28 protein-coding genes and 1 tRNA gene are annotated in these 26564 nt (G+C 32.3%); 16 read left to right on the top strand and 13 right to left on the bottom strand.

The window, feature by feature from the left end; genetic code table 11:
* The first annotated feature begins 50 nt into the window (after nt 1-50).
* The 5 genes from cysC to ABDH49_00375 are packed head-to-tail and all read left to right on the top strand — an operon-like array spanning nt 51 to nt 5690.
* Entirely contained in the window at nt 51-659 is a 609-nt protein-coding gene (cysC, locus tag ABDH49_00395) for an adenylyl-sulfate kinase (protein ID MEN3045437.1), read from the top strand.
* The gene (locus ABDH49_00390; protein MEN3045436.1) at nt 656-2254 is read left to right on the top strand and encodes a hypothetical protein; all 1599 of its coding nucleotides are present in this window, start codon (nt 656-658) and stop codon (nt 2252-2254) included. Before cysC ends, ABDH49_00390 begins: the two co-directional genes overlap by 4 nt.
* A 2-nt stretch (nt 2255-2256) precedes the next feature.
* The gene (gene ruvX / locus ABDH49_00385; protein ID MEN3045435.1) at nt 2257-2658 is read left to right on the top strand and encodes a Holliday junction resolvase RuvX; all 402 of its coding nucleotides are present in this window, start codon (nt 2257-2259) and stop codon (nt 2656-2658) included.
* A gap of 52 nt (nt 2659-2710) precedes the next feature.
* Nucleotides 2711-4966: an NADP-dependent malic enzyme gene (locus ABDH49_00380; GenBank protein MEN3045434.1), complete on the top strand. Its 2256-nt coding sequence runs from the start codon at nt 2711-2713 to the stop codon at nt 4964-4966.
* 1 nt (nt 4967) lies between these two features.
* On the top strand, nt 4968-5690 hold the full coding sequence (locus tag ABDH49_00375) for a pyridoxine 5'-phosphate synthase (GenBank protein MEN3045433.1): 723 nt from the start codon (nt 4968-4970) through the stop codon (nt 5688-5690).
* Nucleotides 5691-5869: 179 nt separating this feature from the next.
* Here ABDH49_00375 and ABDH49_00370 read toward each other — a convergent pair whose 3' ends face one another.
* Nucleotides 5870-5992 carry a hypothetical protein gene (locus ABDH49_00370; protein MEN3045432.1) on the bottom strand — a complete coding sequence of 41 codons (123 nt, stop codon included), beginning with the start codon at nt 5990-5992 and terminating at the stop codon, nt 5870-5872.
* Nucleotides 5993-6252: 260 nt separating this feature from the next.
* Between ABDH49_00370 and ABDH49_00365 the strand changes: the two genes are divergently transcribed.
* The 5 genes from ABDH49_00365 to tsaE are packed head-to-tail and all read left to right on the top strand — an operon-like array spanning nt 6253 to nt 9280.
* Entirely contained in the window at nt 6253-6579 is a 327-nt protein-coding gene (locus ABDH49_00365; GenBank protein ID MEN3045431.1) for a cupin domain-containing protein, read from the top strand.
* Nucleotides 6572-7462, top strand: coding sequence for a site-specific tyrosine recombinase/integron integrase (xerA, locus tag ABDH49_00360; GenBank protein MEN3045430.1), 891 nt, complete (start codon nt 6572-6574; stop codon nt 7460-7462). The genes ABDH49_00365 and xerA overlap by 8 nt, the downstream gene beginning before the upstream one ends.
* Complete coding sequence (locus ABDH49_00355) at nt 7455-8150, top strand: biotin--[acetyl-CoA-carboxylase] ligase (protein MEN3045429.1); 696 nt, start codon at nt 7455-7457, stop codon at nt 8148-8150. Before xerA ends, ABDH49_00355 begins: the two co-directional genes overlap by 8 nt.
* Nucleotides 8140-8886, top strand: coding sequence for a type III pantothenate kinase (locus tag ABDH49_00350; GenBank protein MEN3045428.1), 747 nt, complete (start codon nt 8140-8142; stop codon nt 8884-8886). Before ABDH49_00355 ends, ABDH49_00350 begins: the two co-directional genes overlap by 11 nt.
* Nucleotides 8861-9280: a tRNA (adenosine(37)-N6)-threonylcarbamoyltransferase complex ATPase subunit type 1 TsaE gene (gene tsaE / locus ABDH49_00345; GenBank protein MEN3045427.1), complete on the top strand. Its 420-nt coding sequence runs from the start codon at nt 8861-8863 to the stop codon at nt 9278-9280. Before ABDH49_00350 ends, tsaE begins: the two co-directional genes overlap by 26 nt.
* A 17-nt stretch (nt 9281-9297) precedes the next feature.
* Here tsaE and ABDH49_00340 read toward each other — a convergent pair whose 3' ends face one another.
* From ABDH49_00340 to cdd, 9 genes are all read right to left on the bottom strand, one after another.
* Nucleotides 9298-9933, bottom strand: coding sequence for a peptidoglycan bridge formation glycyltransferase FemA/FemB family protein (locus tag ABDH49_00340; protein MEN3045426.1), 636 nt, complete (start codon nt 9931-9933; stop codon nt 9298-9300).
* A 200-nt stretch (nt 9934-10133) separates the two neighbouring features.
* On the bottom strand, nt 10134-11366 hold the full coding sequence (locus ABDH49_00335; GenBank protein MEN3045425.1) for an asparagine synthetase B: 1233 nt from the start codon (nt 11364-11366) through the stop codon (nt 10134-10136).
* Between the two features lie 64 nt (nt 11367-11430).
* Complete coding sequence (gene nuoH / locus ABDH49_00330) at nt 11431-12375, bottom strand: NADH-quinone oxidoreductase subunit NuoH (protein MEN3045424.1); 945 nt, start codon at nt 12373-12375, stop codon at nt 11431-11433.
* Nucleotides 12372-12794, bottom strand: a complete 423-nt coding sequence (locus ABDH49_00325) for an MgtC/SapB family protein (GenBank protein MEN3045423.1) — start codon at nt 12792-12794, stop codon at nt 12372-12374. The genes nuoH and ABDH49_00325 overlap by 4 nt, the downstream gene beginning before the upstream one ends.
* 45 nt (nt 12795-12839) lie before the next feature.
* On the bottom strand, nt 12840-13829 hold the full coding sequence (gene lpxD, locus ABDH49_00320) for a UDP-3-O-(3-hydroxymyristoyl)glucosamine N-acyltransferase (GenBank protein MEN3045422.1): 990 nt from the start codon (nt 13827-13829) through the stop codon (nt 12840-12842).
* A gap of 29 nt (nt 13830-13858) precedes the next feature.
* On the bottom strand, nt 13859-16351 hold the full coding sequence (mutS, locus tag ABDH49_00315) for a DNA mismatch repair protein MutS (protein ID MEN3045421.1): 2493 nt from the start codon (nt 16349-16351) through the stop codon (nt 13859-13861).
* Nucleotides 16352-16370: 19 nt separating this feature from the next.
* Nucleotides 16371-17375, bottom strand: coding sequence for a hypothetical protein (locus ABDH49_00310; protein ID MEN3045420.1), 1005 nt, complete (start codon nt 17373-17375; stop codon nt 16371-16373).
* Between the two features lie 2 nt (nt 17376-17377).
* Nucleotides 17378-17734, bottom strand: a complete 357-nt coding sequence (locus ABDH49_00305) for a LapA family protein (protein ID MEN3045419.1) — start codon at nt 17732-17734, stop codon at nt 17378-17380.
* A gap of 6 nt (nt 17735-17740) precedes the next feature.
* Nucleotides 17741-18139, bottom strand: coding sequence for a cytidine deaminase (cdd, locus tag ABDH49_00300; protein ID MEN3045418.1), 399 nt, complete (start codon nt 18137-18139; stop codon nt 17741-17743).
* Nucleotides 18140-18163: 24 nt separating this feature from the next.
* Here cdd and ABDH49_00295 point away from each other — a divergent pair.
* The 6 genes from ABDH49_00295 to ABDH49_00270 all read left to right on the top strand — a co-directional run bounded on the left by ABDH49_00295 (nt 18164) and on the right by ABDH49_00270 (nt 21955).
* A tRNA-Lys gene (locus ABDH49_00295) sits at nt 18164-18239 on the top strand.
* Between the two features lie 11 nt (nt 18240-18250).
* A complete protein-coding gene (locus ABDH49_00290) occupies nt 18251-18466 on the top strand; it encodes a hypothetical protein (protein ID MEN3045417.1) in 216 nt (71 codons plus the stop codon).
* Nucleotides 18463-19635: a bifunctional phosphopantothenoylcysteine decarboxylase/phosphopantothenate--cysteine ligase CoaBC gene (gene coaBC, locus ABDH49_00285; GenBank protein ID MEN3045416.1), complete on the top strand. Its 1173-nt coding sequence runs from the start codon at nt 18463-18465 to the stop codon at nt 19633-19635. Before ABDH49_00290 ends, coaBC begins: the two co-directional genes overlap by 4 nt.
* Entirely contained in the window at nt 19632-20279 is a 648-nt protein-coding gene (locus ABDH49_00280; GenBank protein ID MEN3045415.1) for a uracil-DNA glycosylase, read from the top strand. Before coaBC ends, ABDH49_00280 begins: the two co-directional genes overlap by 4 nt.
* Nucleotides 20266-21132 carry a TIGR00282 family metallophosphoesterase gene (locus ABDH49_00275; protein MEN3045414.1) on the top strand — a complete coding sequence of 289 codons (867 nt, stop codon included), beginning with the start codon at nt 20266-20268 and terminating at the stop codon, nt 21130-21132. The genes ABDH49_00280 and ABDH49_00275 overlap by 14 nt, the downstream gene beginning before the upstream one ends.
* On the top strand, nt 21113-21955 hold the full coding sequence (locus tag ABDH49_00270; GenBank protein ID MEN3045413.1) for a fumarate hydratase: 843 nt from the start codon (nt 21113-21115) through the stop codon (nt 21953-21955). Before ABDH49_00275 ends, ABDH49_00270 begins: the two co-directional genes overlap by 20 nt.
* A 10-nt stretch (nt 21956-21965) precedes the next feature.
* On the opposite strand, the gene nadA is transcribed toward ABDH49_00270, so the two are convergent.
* Genes nadA through uvrA form a run of 3 tightly spaced genes read right to left on the bottom strand, consistent with a single transcriptional unit; the run spans nt 21966 to nt 26547 of the window.
* Nucleotides 21966-22907: a quinolinate synthase NadA gene (nadA, locus tag ABDH49_00265; protein ID MEN3045412.1), complete on the bottom strand. Its 942-nt coding sequence runs from the start codon at nt 22905-22907 to the stop codon at nt 21966-21968.
* Nucleotides 22904-23755, bottom strand: a complete 852-nt coding sequence (gene nadC, locus ABDH49_00260) for a carboxylating nicotinate-nucleotide diphosphorylase (protein ID MEN3045411.1) — start codon at nt 23753-23755, stop codon at nt 22904-22906. Before nadC ends, nadA begins: the two co-directional genes overlap by 4 nt.
* Nucleotides 23752-26547: an excinuclease ABC subunit UvrA gene (gene uvrA / locus ABDH49_00255; GenBank protein MEN3045410.1), complete on the bottom strand. Its 2796-nt coding sequence runs from the start codon at nt 26545-26547 to the stop codon at nt 23752-23754. Before uvrA ends, nadC begins: the two co-directional genes overlap by 4 nt.
* Between the last annotated feature and the right edge of the window lie 17 nt (nt 26548-26564).

Below are 26564 nucleotides of genomic sequence, written 5' to 3'. Positions count from 1 at the left end.
CCTAAGAGAGTAAAAATGGTTCAAAACCATTAAAAATTTATTAAATAAAGTTGAAAAAAAGAGGATTTTGTGTTTGGCTTACAGGTCTACCGTGTTCAGGTAAAACTACCATAGCTAAAAAGTTAGCAGAAAAACTTGTTGAGAGGAATAAAGACGTAGAGGTTCTTGATGGAGATCTTATAAGAAATTTTTTAAATAAGGATCTTGGTTTTACAAGAGAAGACAGAATGGAGAATATGAGGAGGGTTTCATTTCTTTCTGAACTTTTGACAAGGCACGGAGTAAATGTAATAGTGGCACTTGTTTCGCCATATAGAGAGGGAAGACAAAGGGCAAGGGAAAGTATACCTAACTTTATTGAAGTTTATGTTAAAGCGAGTTTAGAGGTGTGTGAAAAAAGAGATGTTAAGGGTATGTATAAAAAGGCAAGGGAGGGTTTAATAAAGAATTTTACGGGGATTGATGATCCCTATGAAGAGCCACTAAATCCTGAGGTCATATGTGATACTGAGAAGGAAACTGTTAATGAAAGTGTAGATAAAATTTTGAGATTTCTGGAGGACAGGGGGTATATAGAGAAAATTGAGGAGGTAAGGGGTTATACGGAGGAAGAGGAAGAGGAAATTAAAAGAAGACTTGAGGATTTAGGTTATATTTGATAGAAGAAATTTATTTACTCTTTTCTTTAAAGATAAGGATTTTATTAAATCTTTTAAAGTCTTTTTCGTTTTGGAAGAGAGTTTCGTTACCTTTTATTTTTGCAGCAATTTTGTTTTTTATTATTTATTATTTTTTTTACAGGTTTTTTTACTTTTTGAATAAAGTGCCTGTGCTTGGCATTATCGTTTCACAAAAATTTGTTGATTTCACCCTGATGAGTATTTTCTTCTTTTTAGTGCTATCTAATATAGTAAGTAGCTTTTCTATTTTCTTTGAAGATGAGGAGTTCTCCTTTTTATTTAGATTTCCATTAAAGAAAGAAAGTATCTTTGTTATAAAATTTTTTGAAATTATAATTTACTCTTCGTGGGTTCCATTAATTTTTCTTATTCCACTTCTTTTCTCCTACGTAACTATATTTGAGATTAAGAAAGCAAAGTTAATTTTACTTTCTTTTAATTTCGTTTTTTATATAATCTCTGCGGGACTTGTAGGTATATTTCTCTTTTATTTTTTTGTCAGGCTATCACCTACATTAAAAAAAGAAATTTTGCCCTTTTTCTTTGGGATACTTTTTCTTTTGTTCATATACTTATATTTAAGATTTGGTAAACCTCAACTTTTTAAAGTTTTTGATGTTAAAAGTATAGATGAGGCTGTTTACATTCTTAAGCAGGTTGGAACAATGTCACCTTCTTTGTTGCCTTCGAACTGGTTCTTTTCTTCACTTATAGGTAATAAAGACACCTTTACAGTCTTTCTTTTGCTCTTAACTTTTAATCTTTTACTAGCTACAATTTTAACAGTCTTGCCCTTTGAAAAGGTTCATTATAAAAGCTTTTTAAAGGAAAAGGCTCAAGGGGGAAGAAATCCAAAATTTATTTTACTTCAAAAAGAATTTAAGAGTTTTTATAGAAATTACTCTCAAATTTCTCAATTCATTTTCTTAATCTTACTCTTTCTTCTTTATGTTATTTCTGTGAGGGGAAAAGGGCTAGGTATAAATATTCCGATATGGCACGTAATCATAATTTACTCTAACTTTGTTTTTGTAGTGTATCTTTTAATTACTATTGCAGTAAGATTTATATACCCTGTTGCGTCCGTTGAAGAAAGAGGAGTTTCCCTTTTTTACTTAGCCGGTGAAGACCCACTTAAGCTTTTTTCCTTTCAACTTATTCTTTACTTTATCTTATTAAGTTTTATGGGCTATCTCCTCTTTTTCTCCACTCATTTTTCACTTAAAGTTTTATACTTTAAAGACTTAACTTTAATTTTCATATCTCTTTTGCCGTTTATTATATTTAGTATAACTTTTTTAGCTCTATCAATCGGATATATATTTCCGCAGTTCGACGAGAAAAATCCAGCTAAAATCGCTTCTGGACCTGGAGCCTTTTTAACAGCTTCTATACTTATCCTTTACCTTTTAATATCAGGCTTTATTCTGTTTCAAAAGCCTTTACAAAAATATTACTACGGTATCGAAACTCAATTTTTCCCTTATATTTTAATTTTCCTGCTTTTCTCAATTATACTTCTAACTATATTTTTTAAAGCTTTAAAAGATAAAATTAAGAAAATGGAGTTTTAAAAATAAGGAGAATTTTAGCAATTGATTTCGGTGAAAGGTATATAGGATTTGCAATATCAGACGAAAATAGATTAATCTCTTCACCTCTTTTTGAAATTGATACAAGAAAAAGGTGCTTTAAAAAAATTCTTGACGAACTAATTAGAGAGTACAAGCCTTTGGAAATTCTCTTTGGAGAACCTCGCTCTATTTCAGGGAAAAAACTAGAATTAGCAAATAAAATAAAAAAAATAAGTGAAGAAATAGAAAGAGAATATAAAATAAAAGTAGTATTTTGGGACGAATGGGAAACAACTAAGCTCGCAAAAAAACATAAAAAAAATATTCACGCCATTTCAGCTTCTTACTTATTGCAAGACTACCTCGATTTTTTGTATAATAAAAAAAAGTCTGAGAAAGAATAATCTCATCGGGGTTTTTTAATCCCTCTTAAAAATTCCCCAAAAAGGAGAAAAAATGAAAATAACAAGAGAGGAAGCCCTTGAATACCATTCAAGGGGTAAAAAGGGAAAACTTGAAATAAGGTTAACAAAACCTTGTGAAACACAGAGAGATTTATCACTTGCTTATACACCGGGAGTAGCTGAACCTTGCCTGGAAATTAAAAGAGACCCTCTTTTGGCCTATGAGTATACAGCAAAGGGAAACCTCGTTGCTGTTATTTCAAACGGAACAGCAGTCTTGGGACTTGGAAATATCGGAGCTCTTGCTGGAAAACCCGTTATGGAGGGAAAATGTGTCCTCTTTAAAAAATTTGCCGATGTAGACGCTATTGATATAGAAATTAATACTGAGGATATAGAGGAATTTATAAAAACCTGTAAACTTATTTCTCCCACCTTTGGAGGAATAAACCTTGAGGACATAAAAGCTCCTGAATGTTTTGAAATTGAAGAAAGATTAAAAGCGGAACTTGATATACCCGTCTTTCACGATGATCAACACGGAACTGCAATCATCTCTGGTGCAGCTCTTTTAAATGCCCTTGAACTGGTGGGTAAAAAAATTGATGAAATTAAGGTAGTTATTAACGGTGCTGGAGCTTCTGCAATTGCCTGTGCTAAATTTTACTTACTTTTAGGAGTAAAAAAAGAAAACATAATAATGTGTGATACGAAGGGAGTTATATATAAGGGAAGAAAGGAGGGAATGAACATTTATAAAGAGGAGTTTGCAATTGAAACTGAAAAAAGGACCTTAGCCGAAGCGTTAGAGGGAGCCGATGTTTTCATCGGACTTTCTGTTGGTAATGTTGTTACAAAAGAAATGGTTAAGAAAATGGCTGATAGACCGATAATATTTGCGATGGCAAATCCCATTCCAGAAATAAGTTATGAAGATGCGAAAGAAGCAAGACCTGATGGAATAATTGCTACAGGTAGAAGTGATTATCCAAATCAGATAAACAATGTTCTTGGTTTTCCCTTTATATTTAGAGGAGCCTTGGATGTAAGAGCAAGAAAGATAAATGATGAAATGAAATTGGCAGCAGCTAAGGCTCTTGCTGCTCTTGCAAAAGAAGATGTTCCTGACTCTGTTGCTAGGGCCTATGGAGTAAAGAGACTCGAATTTGGAAAAGATTACATAATTCCTAAGCCTCTTGATCCAAGAGTTTTATACTGGGAAGCACCTGAAGTTGCAAGAGCTGCCATAGAAACTAATGTTGCACAAGTTAAGATAGATATAAATGAGTATAGGGAGAGATTAAAAGAGAAAGTGATGAAAGGTGGAAGAGTTATGAACATAATTATACAGGAGGCAAAAAAGAAACCTGTAAAGGTGGTTTATGCCGAAGGTGAGCATGAAAAAATAATAAGAGCTGCAAATATAGTAGCAAACGATGAAATAGCAAAACCTATTTTACTTGGTAGAGAAGAAATTATAAAGAAAAAAATTGAAGGTTTAAGACTTAACTTCGACTACGAAATCATTGATCCTGCTTTGTCACCTAAGAGGGATGAATACGCCGAAAAGCTTTTTAGAATAAGGGAAAGAAAGGGTGTTACAAAGCAGTGGGCATACTTCTCTCTTTCTAATCCAATAGTTTTTGGATCTATGATGGTATACGAAGGAGATGCTCATGGCCTTATAGCAGGTTTAACAACCGATTACGCAAACGCTTTAAGACCAATCTTTCAAATTATAAAAACACAGGATAATGTTAAAACTGTTGCAGGCTTATATATAATTATAGTTGAAAATGAGGTATTCTTCTTTGCTGATGCAACTGTAAATATAAACCCAGATCCTGAAACACTTGCAGAGATAGCAATTCTTACAGCAAACTTTGCAAAAGATCTTGGAGTTGAGCCTAAGGTTGCTTTTCTATCTTTTTCAAACTTTGGAAGTGTAAGAGTGAAGGAAACTGAAAAGGTTAGTGAAGCTGTTAGGATCTTCAGGAAGAAATATCCACATATAGTTGCAGATGGTGAAATGCAGGCAGATACTGCTCTTGTTCCTGAAATAATGGAGGAGTTTTATCCCTTCTCTTACTTAAAAGGAAAAGCAAATGTTCTGATTTTCCCGAATCTTGATTCAGCGAACATTTCCTATAAAATCTTGCAGAGATTAGGAAATGCTCAAGTTATAGGTCCAATCCTACTTGGAACAAAGATGGCAACCTGTGTACTACAAAAGGGAGATGATGTCCAAGATGTGGTGAATATGACCGCAGTAGTAGCAAGAGAGGCTCAAATGAAAATGAAGTCTTAAAATGAGACCAATAAAATTAAGTGTTAATGTTGATCATGTGGCAACTCTTCGTGAGGCAAGAAAAGAAAAATTTCCAGATCCCCTTGTAGCTGCTATAATTGCAGAGCAAGCCGGGGCATGCGGAATAACTTGTCACATCAGACTAGATAAGAGACATATTAAAGAGGGGGATGTAGAAAAACTTAGGAAATACATATCAGGAGAGTTGAATTTAGAAATGTGTTCACAGTATGTGGACTTTGCTTTAAAAGTTAAACCAGACTGGGTTACTTTGGTACCCGAAAGAGAGGGCGAAGTCACAACTGAGGGTGGACTTGACTTAAAAAAAGTTAAATCTGAAATCAAAGAATCTATAGAGAAACTAAGAGGAGCGGGGATAAAAGTAAGTCTTTTTATTGAGCCTGATGAGGAAATGATTGATATTGCTAAAGAGTTGGGAGTGGATGCGGTTGAACTGAATACAAATTCTTATGTGATAGCAAAGGGAGAAAAAAAGGAACAGGAGCTTCAAAGACTTAAAAAATCTGCTAAATATGCAAAATCTAAGGGACTCACAGTAAAGGCAGGACATGGTTTAACAAGACAAAATATCATTCCCCTACTTGAGATTGAGGAAATAGAGGAAGTTTCTGTTGGTTTTGCTATCATTGCTGACAGTGTGCTCTCTGGACTTTATAATACGGTAAAGGAGTATAGAGAAATTCTCTCGAGGAGGAGCGTTTAAATCAGAGTTTCTTTTACAAGGTTACTATTCTCAAGTTTTTTAGTTCTTCTACTACTAAGTTGTACGAGACTTGTAAGGATAGAAAATCCTCAGGAAAAATTTTACTATTTTCTCAAAAGAAATCATAGAGGAGAATTCAGTTTTATAAAATCTAGAGGTGACCTAATACTCACAAATGATTACTCTTTTAGGGGTAAATTCAAGTTTGAGGCAGATTCTACAAAGACTTTACTTTTTTTATATTCACCTTTTGGAACAGAAAAGTATGAAGGTGATTTAAATAAAACAATTCTTTTACTCACAAAAATTTTTTATGCTCCTCTTAACTATATAGGAAAAATAAGGGTTGTTGATGCCTTTTACAAAGAGGACAAATATATTTTTAAGTTAGAGGGTGGGATTGAAATTAGCTTTAATGAAGCCATAAAGATAAGTAAATTAAAGTTCCCTGATTTTACTATACACATTGATTGGAAAGATGAAAATCCTTATAATATTTCTATTGTTACCAATGATTTTAAAGCGATGATTAAAGTTGAAAAAATAGAGATTAAGTTTGAAAATGGAAAAGATACAGATTTTTAAAATTTTCGAGGAAAAAGAGGGATTTTGGGTTCCCTATGAAATAGCTGTAGTAGAAGATGTTGCTGTAAGAGTTGCAATGATACACGGAGAATTTCCCTTTCATGTTCACAACGAGGGTGATGAACTATTTATAGTTTTAAAAGGGGAAATCTATATTGATACTGAAGAAAGAACCTATAATCTGAGGGAGGGGGAGGGACTACTTGTAAAAAAGGGAACAAGGCACAGATCAAGAGCTAACATTCCATCTTTAATTATGCTTATCGAACCAAAGAGACTTGTAACAAAACCAAAATTTGATTAAGCACTTAGATACCTTTCTCTCAAAACTTAAATATTTAAAAAATTATTCAGAAAATACGATAAAGTCCTATAAAAAAGACATAATTTTATTCTTTGAATACACAAGGGATAAATATAAAGTTACGGAGCCAGAAAAAATTGAGAGATTACACTTAAGGGAGTACTTTGCAGATCTTCTAAAGTACGGTTACAAAAAAAAATCAATAGCTAGAAAAATATCTTCACTTAAAGCCTTTTATAAATTTTTAGTAAAAGAAAATAAAATAGAAAAAAATCCTTTAAGTGGTATTCATGTACCTAAACTTGAAAAGGAGTTACCTAGTATAATTCCAGAAGAAGTGATGAAGGAGTTACTTGATAAATGGGAACCAAATAATTTTCTTGAGATTAGAAACAAATTAATAATAGAGTTTCTTTATGGACTTGGTGTAAGAGCAAATGAACTTTTGAATATCAAGATAAATGATATTTCGATAGGATTAAGAGAAGTAAGAATAAAAGGTAAAGGTAACAAGATGAGACTAATTCCTATTCCCGAAAAACCCTTCGATTTATTGAAGAAATTCTTAGAAATAAGAAAGGATCTCGGAATAAATACTGAGTGCTTATTTACTACAATAAAAGGTAAACCTCTTTCTTACTTTGGGTTGAGAAAGTTAGTAAGAGAAAATTTTTTAAAAAGAGCGAACTATTCGGGAATCCATCCCCATCTTTTGAGACATGCCTTTGCTACACATCTTCTTGATCATGGAGCAGATCTAAAAAGTATACAAGAACTCCTTGGTCACTCCTCGCTTGCAACAACAGAGATTTACACCAATCTCTCAATTAACGAAATCAAAAGAATTTATAAAAATACTCATCCACGGGAAAAAAGTGATTGAAATAATCGAGCTTGAAGAAGTTTTCTCAACTCAAGATTTCATAAGAAAATACATAAAAAATCAAAAAACTGTATTTGTTTTTGCAGAAAGACAGATAAAGGGAAAAGGAAGGGGTAAAAATATTTTCTTTTCTCCAAAAGGCGGACTATATGTTTCATTTTATCTACCCTATATAGAAGACGAAAAAAAAATCTTTCTTGTAACTTCTGTTTCTGCCTTTGTTCTCATAGAAGAATTAATTAAAAAACTTGATTTAAAACCATATATAAGAATTCCAAATGATATTTTAGTTAAAGATAAAAAAGTATGCGGTATTTTAATTGAAAAAACAGAAGATAATTTTATATGCGGTATTGGAATAAATGTAAATACTGAAAAGTTTCCTGAAAGTCTTGTTGAGGCTTCCTCAATTTATCTTTTAACAGGAGAAAAATTTGACCTTAGCTTTTTAAAAAGAAAACTTGTTGAAACAGTTTTAGATGTCTCAAAATGGGATTTTGATTTGCTCTACGAGAAATACTCAAAAAACATAATAGTTAAAAGATGGATACAATTTCTATACAATAATAAAATTTATAAGGGCTTTCTTAAAGAAGTTGAAAAAGATTTTAAAATAAAAGTTGATTTAGAAGAGGGAACTTTTTCCTTCCCACTTTTTGAAATTTTTAACTTGAGATTTGTTGATTAAAAAGCTTATATGTGTTGACATCGGTAATAGAAACATAAAAATAGGTTACTTTAAATCTCTAAAAGAAAAACCACAAATTGAAGTTGATATAAAAGAAAGTTCCTTAGAACTGATTGAAAAATTTTTAAAAAAATACAAAGATTCTCCTATTTATGCTATTTCTGTTGTTCCATCTATCAAAGAGAAAATAGAGGAAAATTTTGATGTAAAATTTTTAACTCACAAAGATTTTAAAGAAATAAAAAATCCCTACAGAAACAAAGAAAGACTTGGTATAGATAGATTAGTTAATGTATTTGGTGCAATAAATTTATTTAGGCAAGATGTAATTGTTATCAACTTTGGGACAGCTATAACCATAGACGTGGCCTTCAAAAACGGTGACTTTAAGGGAGGACTTATAATACCTTCCTTGGAAACGCAGATAGAAACCCTTAATAAAAAAACTGCCCTCATAAACGTTAATGAAATATACAAGGATCTAAAGTTAATTGGAAAAAGCACTGAAGAGTGTGTAAATTATGGAATAAAGAACGTTCTTATATTCGGAATAAAATCAATATTAAATAGACTTAAAACAAGATATAGATCAAAGAATTTTAAGATAATCCTAACAGGTGGGGGAAGTGAAAACTTTAAAAAATTTTTCAAAAATTCTAAACATTTTCCCTTCTTGACTCTTTATGCTTTATACATTAAATTTTTAAAAGATGAAAATTATAACAAACTCACCTGAAGAGACTTTTAATCTTGGTTACAAATTGGCAGGAAAGATTAAATTTCCCTCAAGTATTTTAGTTGAAGGCCCCTTAGGCTCTGGAAAAACTACCTTTATTAGAGGCATTCTATCTTACTTTGGTTATGATATAGTTAGAAGCCCCTCTTTTTTGTACGTCTACGAGTACAACATCCCTGGTGGTAAGATATACCATATTGATTTATATAGAACTGAAGTTAAAGATTTAGAGGAAAAACTAAATTTACCTGAACTTATTGAGGAAAATGCAATTTTTTTAGTTGAATGGCCTGAAAAAGTGGATAAACTAAAGTTTCCACTCCCTAAAACTGTCAGGATAAAAATTATTGATGAAACAAAAAGAGAACTTGAAAGTGAGCTTTTTGATATTTAATTACCTAACTAAACGAATTAGACCTCAGTGTACCACGGATTATACCAGATATATACGGGATAAGTATAATCTATTGCTCCAAATTTTCTTTTAAAAAAAATTAAATTTCCCTTATCTTTTGGATTCGAACCAAATGAAAATATCTCTTTTCCCTTTTCAAATTCTTTTTTTATTATGTTATGAAATATAAAAGAAGAGGCCTCAAGTTTATAACCCTTATCTGATGTGCCCTGTATTAAAGCTAAAGCTGTCTTTTCATCTGGATACACTACTATTACCCCGGAGAGAAGCTCATCATCAAGAAAAACCCCATAAAAATTTGAAAATCCCTTGTTTTTTGTATACTTATAGATATTTTCTATCAGAGAGAATGGGATAATTTCTGATCTATGTTTTTTTACTGTATGCGTGTAAATTTTATAAAATTCCGGTAAATGTTGAATTTCTAGTTCTTTAAAAAAAAGACCGTGTCTTTCTCCTCTTTTTATATCTTCTCTCAGTGACTTTTTGTAATTTTTGAAAAGTTCATCCTCTGTCTTTTTTTCTATAGTATATGCTGTTTCAAAGTAAGCCCTAAAAACTTTACTTTCCCTAAACAGTTTATAATAGTCATTTATAACGATTTTTAATGTGAATTTTTTAAAATAGGACAAAAAATCCTCTGGTCTTTTATCCTTTAAATTTTTTCCTGAAAGATAAGTTCCTTTCCATCCTGACTCATAAATTTTAAAGAATAATTTTTTTGTTTCAAGAGCATAAAAGCCCTCGTTTTCCGAACCTATCCAAATCCATTTTTTGTTTCTAAGAAAGTTAAAGCAGTTTCTCCACTCCTCGGAGTCAAAGATACCCTTAACTATGTTTTTAACTTTTGAGGTTGAGCTGCAGGGAAAAGTATATTGTTTAAAATTAATCTATAACCTGGCGAATTTTTATGTTTTGAAAGATCCGTTGGAGGATCACCTATAAAGTGCTTATAATCTTCTGGATCATGCCCCCCATAATAGGTGAAAAAACCTTTTCCAAAACTAGAATAAATGTATTTAGCTTCCTCTGTTTTCTCTACTTCTCCAAGAATGACTACATATGGTTTTAACTTATCCCTTCTAAAACCCGTATCTCTACCTAAAAACTCCTTAATACAATTTTGATGATTTTGTGTTAAAAGAGAGGGAATAGGATCATACTTTGCAGAAAACTCAAATAGCTTAAAACAAACATTTGGCCCTCTTAAATCAGCTTCCTTTGTGACATCTACATCCGACACTTCGTCATTTAAGTAGCTCATATATATCTCAAAATTTTGAAACGCCATGGTGTTATTAAAGTTTAATTTTTTGTTTGCGTCAGGATCATAGGGAGTTCCATCGTAAGGCAAATCCCATATGTCTATTCCAACAGAGGCAAGAGCTACATCTAGAGTTATAGGACCTGAACACATTGAAAACAAAAAGCCACCGTTTTCTACGTATTGTTTGATTTTTAAGGCAACTGCCTGTTTCATCTGTGGTCCATTTTTAAATCCATACTTTTTAGCAACTTCGTTATCAGTCTCCTTCATTTTCTTATACCAAGGAAAAGAACCATAAACAAGCTCAAATTTTCCATACATACCAGCAAAATCTTCATGATGTAAATGAAGCCAATCATATTTTTCTAATCTTCCTTCAAGTATATCATTATCCCAAATTCTATCGTAAGGAACGTTTGCATATTTTAAAACTAGTTCAACTGCATCATCCCAAGGCTCTGTATAAGGGGGTGCATAAACAGCAAGCTTTGGTGCAACCTCAAGAAGTAAAGCACTCATGTTATGTTCCTCAATATAAGCATAAATATTAGACGCCACCGTAGTAGTTATAACTTCGTAAAAAACTTGATTATTTATACATTCTTGCTCAATCTCGCTTGAATACTCAGCCATAAATGATCCCCCTCTATAATTTAAAAGCCATTCAAAATTTATACCTCTCTGCAAACTTCTATAAACAATTCCATAAGCCTTTAGATGATCTGTTTGAACCTCATCCATTGGTATCAAAATATATTGAGAAAATAGAAAAAACTTTAAAAATATGTTAAAAACCATACGTTCTACCCTTAATTAAAAAAGTTTTCTCCTTAGACTTAAGAAAACACCTACTAGCACATTTTTACCCCCTTATAGAAACCCAGAGAGTTGTTATTAAAAGATTTAAAAAAGAAAGCGGAAGTAAAATTTTCCATCCAATTTCTAAGGAGTCAGTGAATCTAAATCTCGGTAACGAGGCTCTAACCCAAATGAAAAAGAAAACAAAGGGTGCTACCTTTAAAGGAAAAGATATAAAAGGAGGAAGCAAAGGAAACTTCCAACCAGCAAAGTAAAGGGTAACAATAAGTGAAGAAATAAGTAAAATATGAAGGTATTCACCAAGAAAGAAAAAGGCAAATTTAATGGAACTATACTCTGTGTGAAAACCTCCTGTTAACTCTGACTCTGCCTCTGGTATGTCAAAGGGAAGTCTCTTTGTTTCCATAAAGCCTGTGATTAAAAAAACAAGAAAACCAAGAAATTGAGGAAAAATAAAGGGAATCTTTTGTGCCTCAACTATCTCTCTTAAAGAAAGACTGCCTGCCTGATAGGAAATACTAATAAGAGCTAATATGAGAGCTGTTTCATATGAAATTAACATTAAAACTCCTCTTATTCCACCTATTACAGAATATTTACTTGTTGAGGCAAATCCGCCAAAAACAACACCATAAAGACTGATTGAGGATAAAACAAGTAAAAGTAAGATACCGAAATTTATATCAGGGAAGGGACCCTCTGGGAAAAGCGGGATTAAAAAAAACTGTGAAACAGCAAAGGAACTAGTAAGTAACGGAGCTATGAAATATAAAAATTTGGAGGTTATTTTAGTGGGAGTTATATCCTCTTTTAAGAATAGTTTTATTGCATCTGCTATAGGCTGAAAAATTCCTGCTGGTCCTGCCCTGTTTGGACCTACTCTATTTTGAAACCAGGCTAAAAACTTTCTTTCAAAATAGGTAAGATAAGCTGCAATTCCAATAAGAAAGAAAAGATAAATTGTACCTTTTAAAATAATCTCTATCATTTTGTTTTTAGAGCCTTTTTCTCGACCCAAGCACCTCCTATCAAAACAATAAGAACAAGAAACGTAGATAGCACTGCAAGCAAAAAGTAACCTAATCCCACTGAAAGACCTATTGCTCCCATAACCCATATATCTGACGCGGTAGTTAACCCCCTTATTCTATCCTCATCTCTAAAAATTGCACCTGCTCCAATAAATCCTATCCCTGAGACAACCTGGGCTGCTACTCTCGAAGGATCAACCACACCTTTTTCAGAATGAACCATAATTGATACTATTGCATAAACCGTTGAACCTAAACCAACAAGCATATGTGTCCTTAAACCCGCAGCCTTACCAGAAAGCTCCCTTTCTATCCCTATTATCCCGGCCAAAATAAAAGACAAAAAAAGTCTTAACAAAATCTGTAATTCATCCATTAGTAAAATTATAAAATTTATAAATTTTTTCTTTCAAAAGTTAGATTATTTTTCAATAACCTTTTTTATTTTTTCCCAGTAAAAAGGAAGTTCGTATAAAATGTTTGTTGCTCTAAGAACTATACTGTGGTCTCTGGCAAAGTATCCCGAATAAATTTTCCCAGGAGGAACATCCTTTGAAACTCCTGCTTGAGCCGTTAAAATTACTCCATCTCCAACATTTACATGATCTTTAATACCTACTTGACCTGCAATTAAACAGTCTTTTCCTACTTTCGAACTCCCAGCGATACCTGTTTGAGAGGCAATAAGGGTTCTCTCCCCTATTTTAACGTTATGTGCAATCTGAACTAAATTATCAATCTTTACCTCTTTTTCAACTTTTGTCTCTCCTATTACCGCTCTATCAATACAAACATTTGCACCTATTTCTACATCATCCCCTATATTGACCCATCCAATTTGCGGAACCTTTACTACTTTACCCTCTCTTTTTTCATAACCAAATCCATCAGAACCTATCACAGTCCCTGAATGTATAACACATCTTTTTCCAATTTTTACATTCTTTTCAATAGAAACAAAGGGAAAAATTATAGTATCTTCATCTATAAAGGAGTTTTTACCTACATATACAAAGGCTAAAAGTTTGACTCCTTTTTTTATTTTAACATTTTTTTCTATAACACAGTATGGTCCAATATAAGCTCCATCTTCAATTTCTGCCTCTTTTGAAACTATAGCAGTCTCATGTATTTTCCTTTTTATCTCCTCCTTTTCCTCGAACAAACTTAAAAGTTCTATCATTTTTTCCTTAGGTTTTTCAACGACAATTGCACTTTTAAAACTCATGTGCTTTAAAAACTCTCTTGATGTTAAAACAGCAAAATAATTACCCCTTTCATATTTTTTTTCAAATATAACAGATATGTATCCTTCAGTATTTTCATCAGGTGGTAAAACTCCAACAATATCTAATTCTTCATTTCCTAAGATTTCACCACCTAAAATTTTAGCTATATCTTTTATTTTCATAGACTTTTAAAAATTTGAGGAATCGAACCCTACTTTAACTTCTTTAACTTGTATATCAACTCAAGAGCATCCTTAGGTGTTAACTCATCAGGATTTATCTTCTCTATAATCTCTCTTAAAGGATCGGGTTTTTCAAAAAGTTCAAGTTGTTTTTTGTTAAATTTTAGCACTTTTTTATTACTTTCAAAATTTATTAAAATTTCTTTTGCTCTCTCTATAACGTGTTTCGGAATACCAGCAAGCTTTGCAACGTGTATACCATAACTTCTATCCATAGATCCCTCAGCTATTTTTCTTAAAAAAATTACTTCTCCCTTCCATTCCTTAACTAAAGTGAATAAGTTCTTTACATCAGCATAATTTTCTTTTAGATTTGTAAGTTCATGATAATGTGTTGCAAATAGTGTCCTTGCCTTAATTCTTTTTATTATATCTTCAGAAACAGCCCAAGCTATAGATAGACCATCATAAGTTGAAGTTCCCCGTCCTATTTCATCAAGTAAAATTAGGCTCTTTTCTGTAGCGTTATTCAATATCTGAGACACTTCAAGCATTTCAGCATAAAAAGTAGATATACCCCTTGCTAAATCATCAGATGACCCTATTCTTGTAAATACTCTATCTACAATTCCTATTTTAGCCTCATCAGCTGGAACGAAAGATCCAATATGTGCAAGTATAGCACATAAGGCAACTTGTCTTATGTAAGTTGATTTTCCTCCCATATTAGGACCTGTTATAATTTGAAAGAAATTGTTTGGAGTTATAAAAACATCATTTGGCACAAACTCTTTAACTCTTTGCTCTACTACAGGATGTCTTGAATTTTTCATAATAATTTCTTTTTCTTCTGTCATCTGTGGCTTTACATACTTAAAATTTATAGCTGATTCAGAAAAACTTAAGAGAAGATCTAAAAGTGCCACATTTTCTGCTATATCTAAAATTTTTTCCCTTTCCTCCATTATCTTTTTAAGAAGCTCCTCATAAAGAAAAGTCTCTAACTCTTTTATTCTACTTTCTGCAGATAGAATTTTATTTTCTAAATTTTTAAGCTCCTCTGTAACATATCTTTCAGCGTTTATTAGAGTTTGTTTTCTTTTATAATATTCTGGCACACGATCAATAAAGGACTTAGTAACTTCAATAAAAAAGCCAAAAACTTGATTATACTTTATTCTTAAATTTGGAATTCCCGTCGCTTTTTTCTCTTTTTCCTCTAATTCTTTAAGTTTTTGAGACGAATTAATTTTTATCTCAACGTATTCATCAAGCTCCGGATTAACTCCCCTTTTTATACAGTTTCCCTCACCAGGACTAGATGGATTTTCCCTTAAATAACTAAAAATTAACTGTGCAAGACTTGTTAAGTCATGTAAATTTAAAGATATTTTTCTTAAAATCTTACTCTCTGCTGTAATTAGAGTATCTTTTAATTTAAAAAGATCCATAAAGTTTTGAGCCAACTTATAAACCTCAGATGGTGATGCCTTAAGTCTTGCAATTCTTGAGAGAACTCTTTCAAAATCTAAGAAATTTTCTAATATCTCTGAGATAGTTTTTCTAAGATAGGGTTTTTCAATTATTTCTTCTACCGCTTCATGTCTTTCTCTAATCTTATTTATATCCTTCAGAGGAAAAAGTAAACTTTTTTTAAACAGTCTAGCTCCAGGTGCTGTCTTTGTAAAGTTTAAGGTTTCATAGAGAGATTGACTTTCAGGATGAATCTTATCTACAAGTTCAAGATTCTTTACCGTTGTAGCGTCTAAAATTAAAAACTCACTCTCCTCAAGCGGTCTTAATCTTAAATTTTCAAGTCCTTCTTTCTTTTTTAAAGTAAGATAATCAAGCAGATGAGAAAGCGCGATAAGGTTAACATCTTTTTTAATTCCAAAACCATCTAGACTCTCTACACCAAAAAATTTCTTTATCCTTTCTTCAGCAGTTTCTATGCTATAAAGATTTTTATCGTAGCTACTTATAAAAAAGCCATCTAAATTAAACTCATAGGGAGCAAGAACTTCCTTAGGTTTTAAACTAAAAAGGAAATTATGTAAATTTTTTTCTTCTAAAACTCCTGATTTTAGTTCAAAAGTAGTTATATCAGCATAGGCAATACCAAAGTTTCCCTTTTCAGATGGATAAATAGATAAGATATAAATGTTTTGATCAGGTGATAAAAGGGATGGGAGTGTTACCGTACCAGGGGTTAAGACTTCAACAACTTCTCTTAACATTAAGTCCTTTCCTTCTTCTACTTGTTCACATATTGCTACCGAGTAGCCCTTTTTAAGTAACTCTTTTATATAGCCTTCAGCTGCTTTAACAGGGACTCCGGCAAGTGGTACTCTTAAGTTTTTACCAAATGGTTTAGAGGTAAGAGTTATTCCAAGCTCTTTTGCAGCAATTTTTGCATCTTCATAAAAAAGTTCATAAAAATCTCCCATTCTAAAGAAAAGTAAATCTTTAGAGTACTTCTTTTTGATTTCTTGATATTGTTTTAAAAGTGGAGTAAGCTCCATTAAAATTATTAAAGTAACATTAAATATTTATCTTCAAAACCAATTTTCTTGTTTTTCCACAATTTTCGCATCTAAATCTATACTCTTTATATTCTTTTTTACATGATGTGCATACAAAAGTTAACTCTTTAAGCTCTCTCTCTACTCTTCTTATTAATTTAAGAGTCTCCTCCTCTGAGTTTAACTCTACTGATTGAATTAGGAGAAATAGGTTCAGAAAAGTCTCATCATTTTCTGAAACTAAACTTTTTAAAATAGCTTTTGCCTTTTCATAATCTCCCTTTTGAATTAAAAGTGAAGTTAAAAAGGCTTTTAAATAGGTGCTCTCGGTTCTCTCTAAAAAATTAATAAGCTCTACCATCTTCCCTTGCTCAAAAAACTTTTCTTTTAACTTAATTAATTTTCTATAAACCAAATAAGGAAACTTATCAGCAATTTTTTCGTAATATTCAAGTTTTTTTATAAGATTTTCTTCAATCTCAGCTAAAAAGTAGTAAGTTTCACTTAAGTTTTCTGCTAATCTTAGCGCCTCCTTTAAAAATTTCTTCGCCTTTTTGTAATTTTCCCTTTTTATAAGGTCTTCAGCAGCATAAAGATAATACCTTGCCATTTTTTCATCAGAATAAATTTTGTTTGAAATTAAAATTTCTTTTTTCAGTTCACAGGCTGAGTCCCAATCACCTGAAAACTCATAAGCCCTAAGAAGCCCCTCTCTTGTTTCCTCATCCTCACCTTTAAAGTAACTATCAGCTTTTATAAAACGATCTATTGCCTCTTTATACTGATATAAGCATAAGTAATCAAGACCAAGTGATTTATTCAGTCTTGCTCTCTGTGAATCTGTAAGATCTTTTTTTATATCCAAACTAAGATGCACTCTCAAAGCTTTAGCATAAAAACCGTTTTCTCTATAGTAGTTACCTAATTTGAGATATTCTTCAAAGTCTAAATCTTTTCCCTTTGTAAATTTTTTTATAAGTCTCTCAATAGCATAATTTTTTTTTAAAAAATTAAAAAACTTCATAGTTATTCCTCTTCCTTTTCCTTTATTTCTTGCTTTTGAGTTTCCCTTTGACTCTGAACCTCAAAACTTGTTTCTTCAGCTAACATTCTTCTAAGCTCATTTATTTCTCTTCTTAGATTATTTATCTCTACATTTTTCTTCAAAATTTTATACCTAAGCCTTATTTCTTGATAGATTGCAAGAAGTATTACAAATAAAGATCCGGCAAGAAAGGAGAAAAAAATGACCCAAAAAAGTGGTAAATCAGTAAAAGAATAATTTAAGAAGTTAAAGTTAACTCGTTCTTCAGCATTTTGAAGAAAGACAAAAAGTAGAAAGAAAAATACGATAACACCAAATACAAGTCTTATGATTGTCATGCTTAATTATAAGAGAAAGTCCTTATTAAAACCAAAGGGTAAAAGTTCTTTTAAATTAAAAATCTTTAAATTTCTACCAATTTTAAGAAGAATTTTTAAATCAGGTGAAAATTCATTCATAACTTGTAAGCAAGCGCCACAGGGATAGACTTCTTTGTCAGCACATATAGCCATAATTTTAAAATCTCTATAACCATCGTTTACTGCCTTAAAAATAGCTATTCTTTCAGCACAAACTGTTAATCCAAAAGAGGAATTTTCTACATTAGAGGCAGTGTAAATCTTACCTGATTTTGTTTTCAATGCTGCTCCAACTTTAAAATTTGAGTAGGGAGCATAGGCTTTCTTTTTTGCCTTTTGGGCTAATTCATAAATTTCTATAAGTTCCTCTTGAATTTTCCTCATATTAAATATTATAATAAAAAGATTGGGCCGTTAGCTCAGGAGGAAGAGCACTGGATTTTTAATCCAGGGGTCCCGGGTTCGAATCCCGGACGGCCCACCATAAAAATCTAAATGGAAAAACTTAATCTCAGAGATTACGGAGTAGAAGAAATTCTAAAAGGTGAAAAAAATAAATTTAAATCTTTAGTAGTAATAATGAAAGAAACAAGAAGAATACTTAAAGAAATTTTTGAAACTGGAGCTGAGTCTCCTGGTAAAAAAGCAATCATTGAGGCCCTCTCAAATTTTGAAAAGAACGAGATTGAGACAAGGAAGGTCGGACTTTGAATATACTACTCGGAATAACAGGAAGTATAGCTGCCTTTAAATCTATTGAATTAGCTAGACTCTTACTAAAAAGGGGCCACAGAGTTATCCCAGTTCTAACCAAAAACGCCCTTAAATTTGTTACCCCCCTTTCTCTTACATCTCTTCTTAATGAAAAAGTCTACTATGATATGTTTGAAGAAAGCGAAAATAAAGCACCACTACATATTAGATTAGTAAGAGAAAGTGACTTAATCGCTGTAATTCCTGCTACCTTTAATTTTATTACAAAAGTTTCAATCGGAATTGCCGATGATCTTTTATCGCTTATATTTCACTCAGCTAATCTTCCAAAAATAATAGCACCCTGCATGCATCCTACTCTCTATCACAACGAATTGTTGCAAAATCATCTTCTCAATCTTGAAAAAATGGGGGTTTATATAATAGAACCTACAGAAGGAGAAATGTCTGACCTTACAGTAGGTAAAGGACGACTTAAAGAACCTATAGAGTTACTCAAAGAAATTGAGTTTTACATAGAAATTGTAAATAGTTTAAAAAATAAAAAGATTTTATTAACTTTTGGTAGAACTGAAGAGGAGATAGATGATGTAAGAGTAATTACAAATAGATCTTCGGGAAGAATGGGGCTAGCGCTTTATAAGGTTTTAAAAGCTGCTGGAGCTAAATTAAAGGTATTTGCTGGAAAAACAGACTTTGAAGTTCCTAAGGATGTAATTAGATTAAACTCTACTTCAGATTTTTTAGAAAAGTTAAAGGAGGAGTTAACTAAAGAGGAGTATGATGCTTTAATTATGTGTGCTGCCTTATCCGACTTTAGACCTAAGGAAAAAGTTGAGGGAAAAATTAAAAAAGATGGAAGATCTTTAAAGCTGGAACTCGAGGAAAATCCAGATGTTTTAAAAAGTCTAACAGACCTTAAAAAGAAAACAAAATTTATTGGATTTGCTCTTGAAGAAAAACCTGATATTGAAACTGCCTATAAAAAACTAAAAGAAAAAAATCTTGATTTAATAATATTAAACAGCATAAAAACTATTTCTTCGGACTACATAGATTTCAAAATTATAAATAAAAATAAAGAAGTTATAGATGAGGGGGAGCTGCCTAAGATCAAAGCAGCATATAGAATTATAAAGAAAATTTCAGAACTTTTATCTCAATGAGTTTAAGTGCCTATGATGTTATTTTTTATCTAAAAGAATTAACAGGAGAAAAAATCTTAATCTTAGAGAGAACAGGGTTAAAGGTCACTGAAGCACTGGAGAGATTAGAAAGATTTGTTTCTAAATGTAAAAAGTGTCCCCTTAGTAAAACAAGAACTAATGTCGTTTTTGGTAGTGGTAATCCTTTAACAGGTTTTTTGATTGTCGGAGAGGCACCAGGACAGGAAGAAGATAAAAGAGGGCTTCCCTTTGTTGGGAGAGCAGGAAAAAAACTTGATGAGATTATGCGAAGAGCAGGTATAAGAAGAGAGGGGGTGTATATTACAAATACTATAAAGTGTAGACCACCAATGAATAGAGATCCTGAAGAAAACGAATTGAAATCTTGTTTTCCCTACTTGGAAAAACAGATTGAAATCCTTAAACCAAGAGTAATTGTAGCTTTGGGAAGATATGCTTCCTATGTTTTAACTGGAAAGAAAATTTCTGTGAAAAGAGAAAGAGGTATAGTCTATGAATATGGAAATAGTAAAGTAGTTATAACGATACACCCATCAAGAGTATTAAAAAATCCTGAGGAGGAAGAAAATTTATATAATGATCTTGTTTTAGCAAAAAAAGTATATCTTAGTGGACACCCTTAATATACTTTTTATAGGTGATGTAGTCGGCAAACCGGGAAGAGTTGCTTTAAAAAAATTTATACCTCTCTTAAAGAGGTACTTTAAAATCAATTTTATTATTGCAAACATCGAGAATGCGGCTCATGGAAGTGGATTAACTGAAAAAATTTTTAATGAAATTATAGACTGTGGAGTGAATTGTCTTACAAGTGGAAACCATATTTGGAATAAAAAAGAGATTTTAAAATGGATAGACACAAAGGAAAACCTGTTAAGACCTTTAAATTATCCGGAGTCAGCACCCGGAAGGGGATATGCAAAATTTAATATACAAGGAATAGAACTTTATGTATTAAATTTAATGGGAAGAGTTTTTATGAACCAAGTAGATTGCCCCTTTAGAAAACTTGATGAAATTTTGAAAAAAATAAAACTCCCAATAATTGTTGATTTCCATGCTGAGGCTACATCAGAGAAAGTTGCCTTTGCCTTATATGCAGATGGAAGAGTTTCTGCAGTTATCGGAACACACACCCATATTCAAACTTCTGACAACATAATCCTCCCAAATGGCACTGGATACATAACCGATGTGGGAATGACAGGAGGCTTTGACTCAGTAATTGGAGGAGAAAAAGAACCTATTATAAAAAGATTCATAACAGGTATACCCTACCCATTTACCCCCTCTAACTCAAAAATAGGACTTGACGGCTGCTTAATAGAAATAAAAAAGGATAACTTTATGTGCGAAAGAATCACACGAATCCAGATAAGAAATCAAATTAATAACGAGTATTTAATAAGAATTGAAAGCTCTGACTATAATTATAAAATTATAAAGGAGGTCATAGATGAAAGTGATAAAATATGAAACGATTGTTGAGGAAGTAAAAAAAATGTGTATAAAGGCTGCACATGAATTAAAACCTGATGTAGTAGAGGCCCTCAAAAAGGCTTATGAAAAAGAAGAATCTGACTTTGGTAAAGCTATTCTGTCACAACTTTTAGAAAACATCGAAATAGCGAAAAGAGAATCAATTCCACTTTGCCAAGATACTGGATTTGCGGTGCTATTTGTTGAAGTGGGAGAAGATGTAAAAATTGAGGGTGGTTCACTAAAAGAGGCTCTGATCGAGGGAGTAAGGAGAGGTTACACCGAGGGTTACCTTAGAAAATCTGTAGTTGCTGACCCTATCAGGAGGAAAAACACCGGAGATAATACTCCACCTGTAATTTACTTTGATATAGTAAAAGGGGATAAATTAAGGATAATATTTGAGCCAAAGGGAGGTGGAAGTGAAAACATGAGTGCGTTCAAAATGCTTCTTCCTGGAGAGGGAAAAGAGGGGATAAAAAAGTTTGTAATAGAAACTGTAAAGAAAGCTGGAGCAAACCCATGTCCACCTATTGTAGTTGGTGTTGGTATAGGTGGAACCTTTGAATATTCTGCCTTTTTAGCAAAAAAGGCAACTGTAAGACCATTAGGACAAAGACACCCTGATCCCTTTTACGCAGAATTTGAAGAGGAACTCCTTGAAGAGATCAACAAATTAGGAATAGGACCTATGGGATTAGGCGGTAGAATAACGGCCCTTGATGTTCATATTGAAGTTTATCCTTGCCACATAACCTCTTTACCTGTATCAGTTAATATTCAGTGCCACTCCGACCGAAGAGAGGAAATAGTTCTGTAGAACTTTAACCCTAACTAATTGAAAGCATACGATCGAGGGCTACTCTTGCTTTTTTTATAATTTCTTCATCCAAGTTTATTTCATAAATTTCTTCTTCTATACTTTTTAGTAACTTATCAAGTGTTATTTTTTTCATATATTCACATACAGCATTTTCGTTAACAGGATAAAATTTTTTGTTAGGAACAGTTTTCCTTAGTGGATGTAAAATTCCTGTTTCTGTAGCAACAATGAACTCTTGAGAGTTAGATTTTTTAGCATAGGAAATCATACCGCTTGTAGAAAGTATCTCTCCTTTTAATATTCCATCTTGTACAAGGTACATACAAGAGGAGGAGCAACCACATTCTGGATGAATAAGTAGTTCAGCATCCTTATGTTCAAGATTTGCCCTTTTTATATCCTCGACTCTTATTGAGGCATGTACATGACACTCACCTGGCCATATGTACATATTTTTCCTGTCTGTTTTTGCTTTAACATATAGACCTAAAAACATGTCAGGTAAAAAAAGAATTTCTTTATCTTCCGGTATTGATTCAACTACCTTCACAGCATTACTTGAAGTACAGATATAGTCACATTCAGCTTTAATTTCAGCTGAAGTATTTATATAGCCTACAACTATGGCTTTTGGGTGTTTTTCTTTCCATTTTAGTAAATCTTGTAATGTTATGCTGTTAACCAGGGAACAGCCTGCATCAAGGTCAGGAATAAGAACCTTTTTTTCAGGATTTAAAATTTTTGCTGTCTCAGCCATAAATAGAACTCCACAAAAAACTATTATTGACCTGTTTGCTTCTTTCGCTTTCTGAGATAAGGCAAGAGAGTCACCAACAAAATCAGCTAAATCTTGAATCTCTGGAATCTGATAGTTATGAGCTAAAATTAAAACATCCTTTTTTTCCTTTAAATATAAAATTTTCTCTATTATTTTTTCTTTTTCACTCATAACACAACCTCCTCGGCTTCAAGGGAAAAATCAAAACTTTTAACAGAATGAGTTAAAAAGCCACATGAAACTGCGTTTATTCCCGTATCTTTATACTTTTCAATATTTTCAAAATTTATGTTGCCACTTGCCTCAGTAAAAACTTTATCTTTTCCCATCTCTACTGCTTTTTTTATGTCTTCAATACTCATATTATCTAACATTACGTACTTTATGTTGTACTTAAGCGCCAATTTAAATTCCTCCAAATTTTCCACTTCTAAAATAACCTTTTCTTCTAACTTTTTCTTTTTTATTATGTTTAATATTTCCTCTAAACCTCTTAATTTTTTGTGGTTATCTTTTATCATAATACCATCTGAAAGAGTCATCCTATGGTTTACTCCACCACCTACAAAATGAGCATATTTTTGTAATTTTCTTATCAAGGGTATTGTTTTCCTTGTGTCTTTTATTATTAAATTTCCTGCCTTACTTTTTAGCTTATAAACTTGGGTAGAAATACCTGAAAGATGCGAAAGAAAATTCAGGGCCACTCTCTCACCCATTAAAATTTTCCTAATTTTTCCCTCTAACACAGCAACTTTTTCATTTCTATAAATAATATCTCCCTCATTTTTAAACCATTTTATAGAAGTATTTTTATCTAAAACTTTAAAAACTAAATTAAAAACTTCTGTACCACAAAGAATTCCTTCATTTTTTGAAATCAATGAAAATCTTGCCTTCTCGTGATCCTTAAAAATTAACTCACTAGTTAAATCTTTTTTTCCAATATCCTCTTTTAAGGCCATTTTTATAGTTTTTATAAGTTCTCCTTTTTTTATGAAATCATAAATAGTTTTCATACTTTTATTTTTTCTCCAAGCCTTAAAACCCTTCTTAAAAATTTACCTGTATATGATCTTGAGCAATTTGCAATTTTCTCTGGAGGCCCCTCTTCAACAATATAACCTCCTTTATCTCCTCCCTCAGGTCCTAAATCTATAACCCAATCAGCAGATTTTATAACATCAAGTTGATGTTCAATAACTATGACTGTATTTCCCTTATCAACAAGAAGCTGCAGAACATTTAAAAGTTTTTTTATATCATCTAAATGAAGTCCTGTTGTCGGTTCATCAAGAATATAAAGAGTCTTACCTGTAGCTACCTTAGAAAGTTCTTTTGAAAGTTTTATACGCTGCGCTTCACCACCAGAAAGCGTTGTTGCCGGTTGTCCAAGTTTTATATAGGAAAGTCCCACATTCATTAAAAGTTCCAACTTCCTTTTAATTACTGGAATATCCTCAAAAAACTCATAAGCCTCCTTTACAGACATATCTAAAACATCAGCAATATTTTTACCCTTATATCTTATTTCCAAAGTTTCTCTATTATACCTTTTTCCCTTACAAACTTCACAGGGAATATGAACACTTGGTAAAAAGAGCATGTCAATTACGTTATAGCCCTGTCCTTCACAGGCTTCGCATCTACCACCTTTAACATTAAAGGAAAACCTCCCTGGTTTATATCCTCTCATTTTACTTTCAGGAAGTGAGGCAAAAAGATCCCTAATTGGTGAAAATACCCCAGTATAGGTAGCTGGATTTGACCTGGGAGTCCTTCCTATAGGTGATTGGTCAATGTTAATAACTTTATCTATATTTTCTATTCCTATAATCTCATCGTAAGGTGCGGGAAGTTCAGAGGAGTTATAGAGAATTCTCTTTAAGGCCTTATATAAAGTTTCTATAATTAAGGTACTTTTTCCAGAACCGGATACTCCGGTAACGCAAACAAAAAGTCCAAGGGGAATCTTAAGAGTAACGTTTTTTAAGTTATTTCCCCTTGCATTTTTGAGGATAAGCCATTTATCCTTTGGTTTCCTTCTTTTCTCCGGAATTTCTATTTTTAGCTCTCCCTTTAGATATTTACCGGTAATTGATTCAGGAGAGTTCATAACATCTTGAATTGTACCTTGAGCCACCACATAGCCGCCCTCTTGGCCTGCTCCTGGTCCAAGATCTATTATGTAGTCGGCACTTCTTATGGTAGACTCATCGTGCTCTACTACAATTACTGTGTTACCCAAATCTCTTAGTTTAAGTAGGGTTTTAATGAGCTTTTCGTTGTCTCTAGCATGAAGTCCAATTGAGGGTTCATCTAAAACATAAAGAACACCAGTTAAACCGCTTCCAATTTGTGTCGCAAGTCTTACCCTCTGTTCTTCACCACTTGACAGAGTTTCCATTGTCCTATCGAGTGTTAAATAATAAAGACCTACATTATCAAGAAAATTAAGCCTGTCGTATATTTCTTTTATTATTCTTTCAGCAATAGCTTTTTCTCTTTCTCCTAGCTCTAAATTCTCAAAAAATTTCTTTGCAGAGGAGACATCTAATTTAGTTAAATCGTAAATATTTTTATCTTTTATTTTTACAGAAAGGGCACTCCTGTTTAGTCTTGCACCTTTGCATTCAGGACAGTTTTTCCTTACAACATATTTTTCGATTTCTTGAACAACATAGCCAGATTCGGTTTCTTCATACTTTTTTAACAAAAAAGGTATGATTCCTTCAAAATAAAAATCATCGTAATATTCATCATTTTTATCACCAAAAAGGACAATCTCTTTAAATTCTGCTGGTAGGTCCTTCCATGGTTTATCAGGGGATACATTAAATTTTCTTGCCAATCTTGAAATCTTGTAATAAAGGGAACCATATAATTTTCCAATTGGTTTTATTGCTCCTTCAAGAACAGAAAGGTGTGGGTTTATTAAAAGCTCAGGATCAATTTCATTTTTAAAACCTAGACCATGACATACTTTGCAAGCACCATAAGGAGAGTTGAAAGAAAAAAGACGTGGCTCAAGCTCAGGGAGTGAAAAATCGCATTTAGGGCACTTCAAAGATTCTGAAAATATCTCTTCTCTTTCATCTTTTAAATATAAAACTATAACATTTCCTTCTCCATACTTTAAAGCAGTTTCTACAGATTCAGCTATTCGAGATCTGGACTCTTTTTTAATTACAACTCTGTCAACAACAAGATCTATGTTGTGTTTTTTATTTTTATCTAAATTTGGTAAATCGTCAATTTCATAGACTAATCCATTAATCCTTAATCTTGACCAACCTTGTTTTTTTATTCTTTCAAACAAACTCTTATATTCTCCTTTTCTTCCCTTAACTAAGGGAGCCAGAATCATTGCTCTTTCATTTTCCCTTTTAAGTAATATATCTACAATTTCGTCAACCGTGCTTTTTGTAAGTTTAATTTCACAATTAGGGCAAAAAGGTGTACCTATTCTTGCAAAGAGAAGTCTCAAATAATCATAAATTTCTGTAACTGTTGCTACAGTTGATCGTGGATTTTTTTGAATTTTTCTCTGTTCGATTGCTATTGCTGGAGAAAGCCCCTCTATAAGTTCTACATCTGGTTTTTCTATTTTTCCTATGAATTGTCTTGCGTAAGATGAAAGTGATTCTAAGTATCTTCTCTGTCCCTCGGCGTATAAGGTATCAAAGGCAAGAGATGATTTTCCTGATCCTGAAATGCCTGTTATTACTACAAGCTTATTTTTAGGTATTAATACGTTAATATTTTTTAAGTTATGTTCCCTGGCACCGTAAACCTTTATGTATTGATCCATTAAAATTTTGTCTTTAT

It is taken from the genome of Candidatus Hydrothermales bacterium (assembly GCA_039630235.1).
Lineage (GTDB): Bacteria > Hydrothermota > Hydrothermia > Hydrothermales > JAJRUZ01 > JBCNVI01.
This window is presented reverse-complemented; position numbering and strand designations above follow the sequence as displayed.

Bases quoted from the DNA above. Each gene is read 5' to 3' on its own strand.
- ABDH49_00380 (MEN3045434.1), top strand. From the start codon at position 2,711: ATGAAAATAACAAGAGAGGAAGCCCTTGAATACCATTCAAGGGGTAAA.
- ABDH49_00375 (MEN3045433.1), top strand. From the start codon at position 4,968: ATGAGACCAATAAAATTAAGTGTTAATGTTGATCATGTGGCAACTCTT.
- ABDH49_00365 (MEN3045431.1), top strand. From the start codon at position 6,253: ATGGAAAAGATACAGATTTTTAAAATTTTCGAGGAAAAAGAGGGATTT.
- tsaE (MEN3045427.1), top strand. From the start codon at position 8,861: ATGAAAATTATAACAAACTCACCTGAAGAGACTTTTAATCTTGGTTAC.
- ABDH49_00335 (MEN3045425.1), bottom strand. From the start codon at position 11,366: ATGGTTTTTAACATATTTTTAAAGTTTTTTCTATTTTCTCAATATATT.
- nuoH (MEN3045424.1), bottom strand. From the start codon at position 12,375: ATGATAGAGATTATTTTAAAAGGTACAATTTATCTTTTCTTTCTTATT.
- ABDH49_00325 (MEN3045423.1), bottom strand. From the start codon at position 12,794: ATGGATGAATTACAGATTTTGTTAAGACTTTTTTTGTCTTTTATTTTG.
- lpxD (MEN3045422.1), bottom strand. From the start codon at position 13,829: ATGAAAATAAAAGATATAGCTAAAATTTTAGGTGGTGAAATCTTAGGA.
- mutS (MEN3045421.1), bottom strand. From the start codon at position 16,351: ATGGAGCTTACTCCACTTTTAAAACAATATCAAGAAATCAAAAAGAAG.
- ABDH49_00310 (MEN3045420.1), bottom strand. From the start codon at position 17,375: ATGAAGTTTTTTAATTTTTTAAAAAAAAATTATGCTATTGAGAGACTT.
- ABDH49_00305 (MEN3045419.1), bottom strand. From the start codon at position 17,734: ATGACAATCATAAGACTTGTATTTGGTGTTATCGTATTTTTCTTTCTA.
- cdd (MEN3045418.1), bottom strand. From the start codon at position 18,139: ATGAGGAAAATTCAAGAGGAACTTATAGAAATTTATGAATTAGCCCAA.
- ABDH49_00290 (MEN3045417.1), top strand. From the start codon at position 18,251: ATGGAAAAACTTAATCTCAGAGATTACGGAGTAGAAGAAATTCTAAAA.
- ABDH49_00280 (MEN3045415.1), top strand. From the start codon at position 19,632: ATGAGTTTAAGTGCCTATGATGTTATTTTTTATCTAAAAGAATTAACA.
- ABDH49_00270 (MEN3045413.1), top strand. From the start codon at position 21,113: ATGAAAGTGATAAAATATGAAACGATTGTTGAGGAAGTAAAAAAAATG.
- nadA (MEN3045412.1), bottom strand. From the start codon at position 22,907: ATGAGTGAAAAAGAAAAAATAATAGAGAAAATTTTATATTTAAAGGAA.
- nadC (MEN3045411.1), bottom strand. From the start codon at position 23,755: ATGAAAACTATTTATGATTTCATAAAAAAAGGAGAACTTATAAAAACT.
- uvrA (MEN3045410.1), bottom strand. From the start codon at position 26,547: ATGGATCAATACATAAAGGTTTACGGTGCCAGGGAACATAACTTAAAA.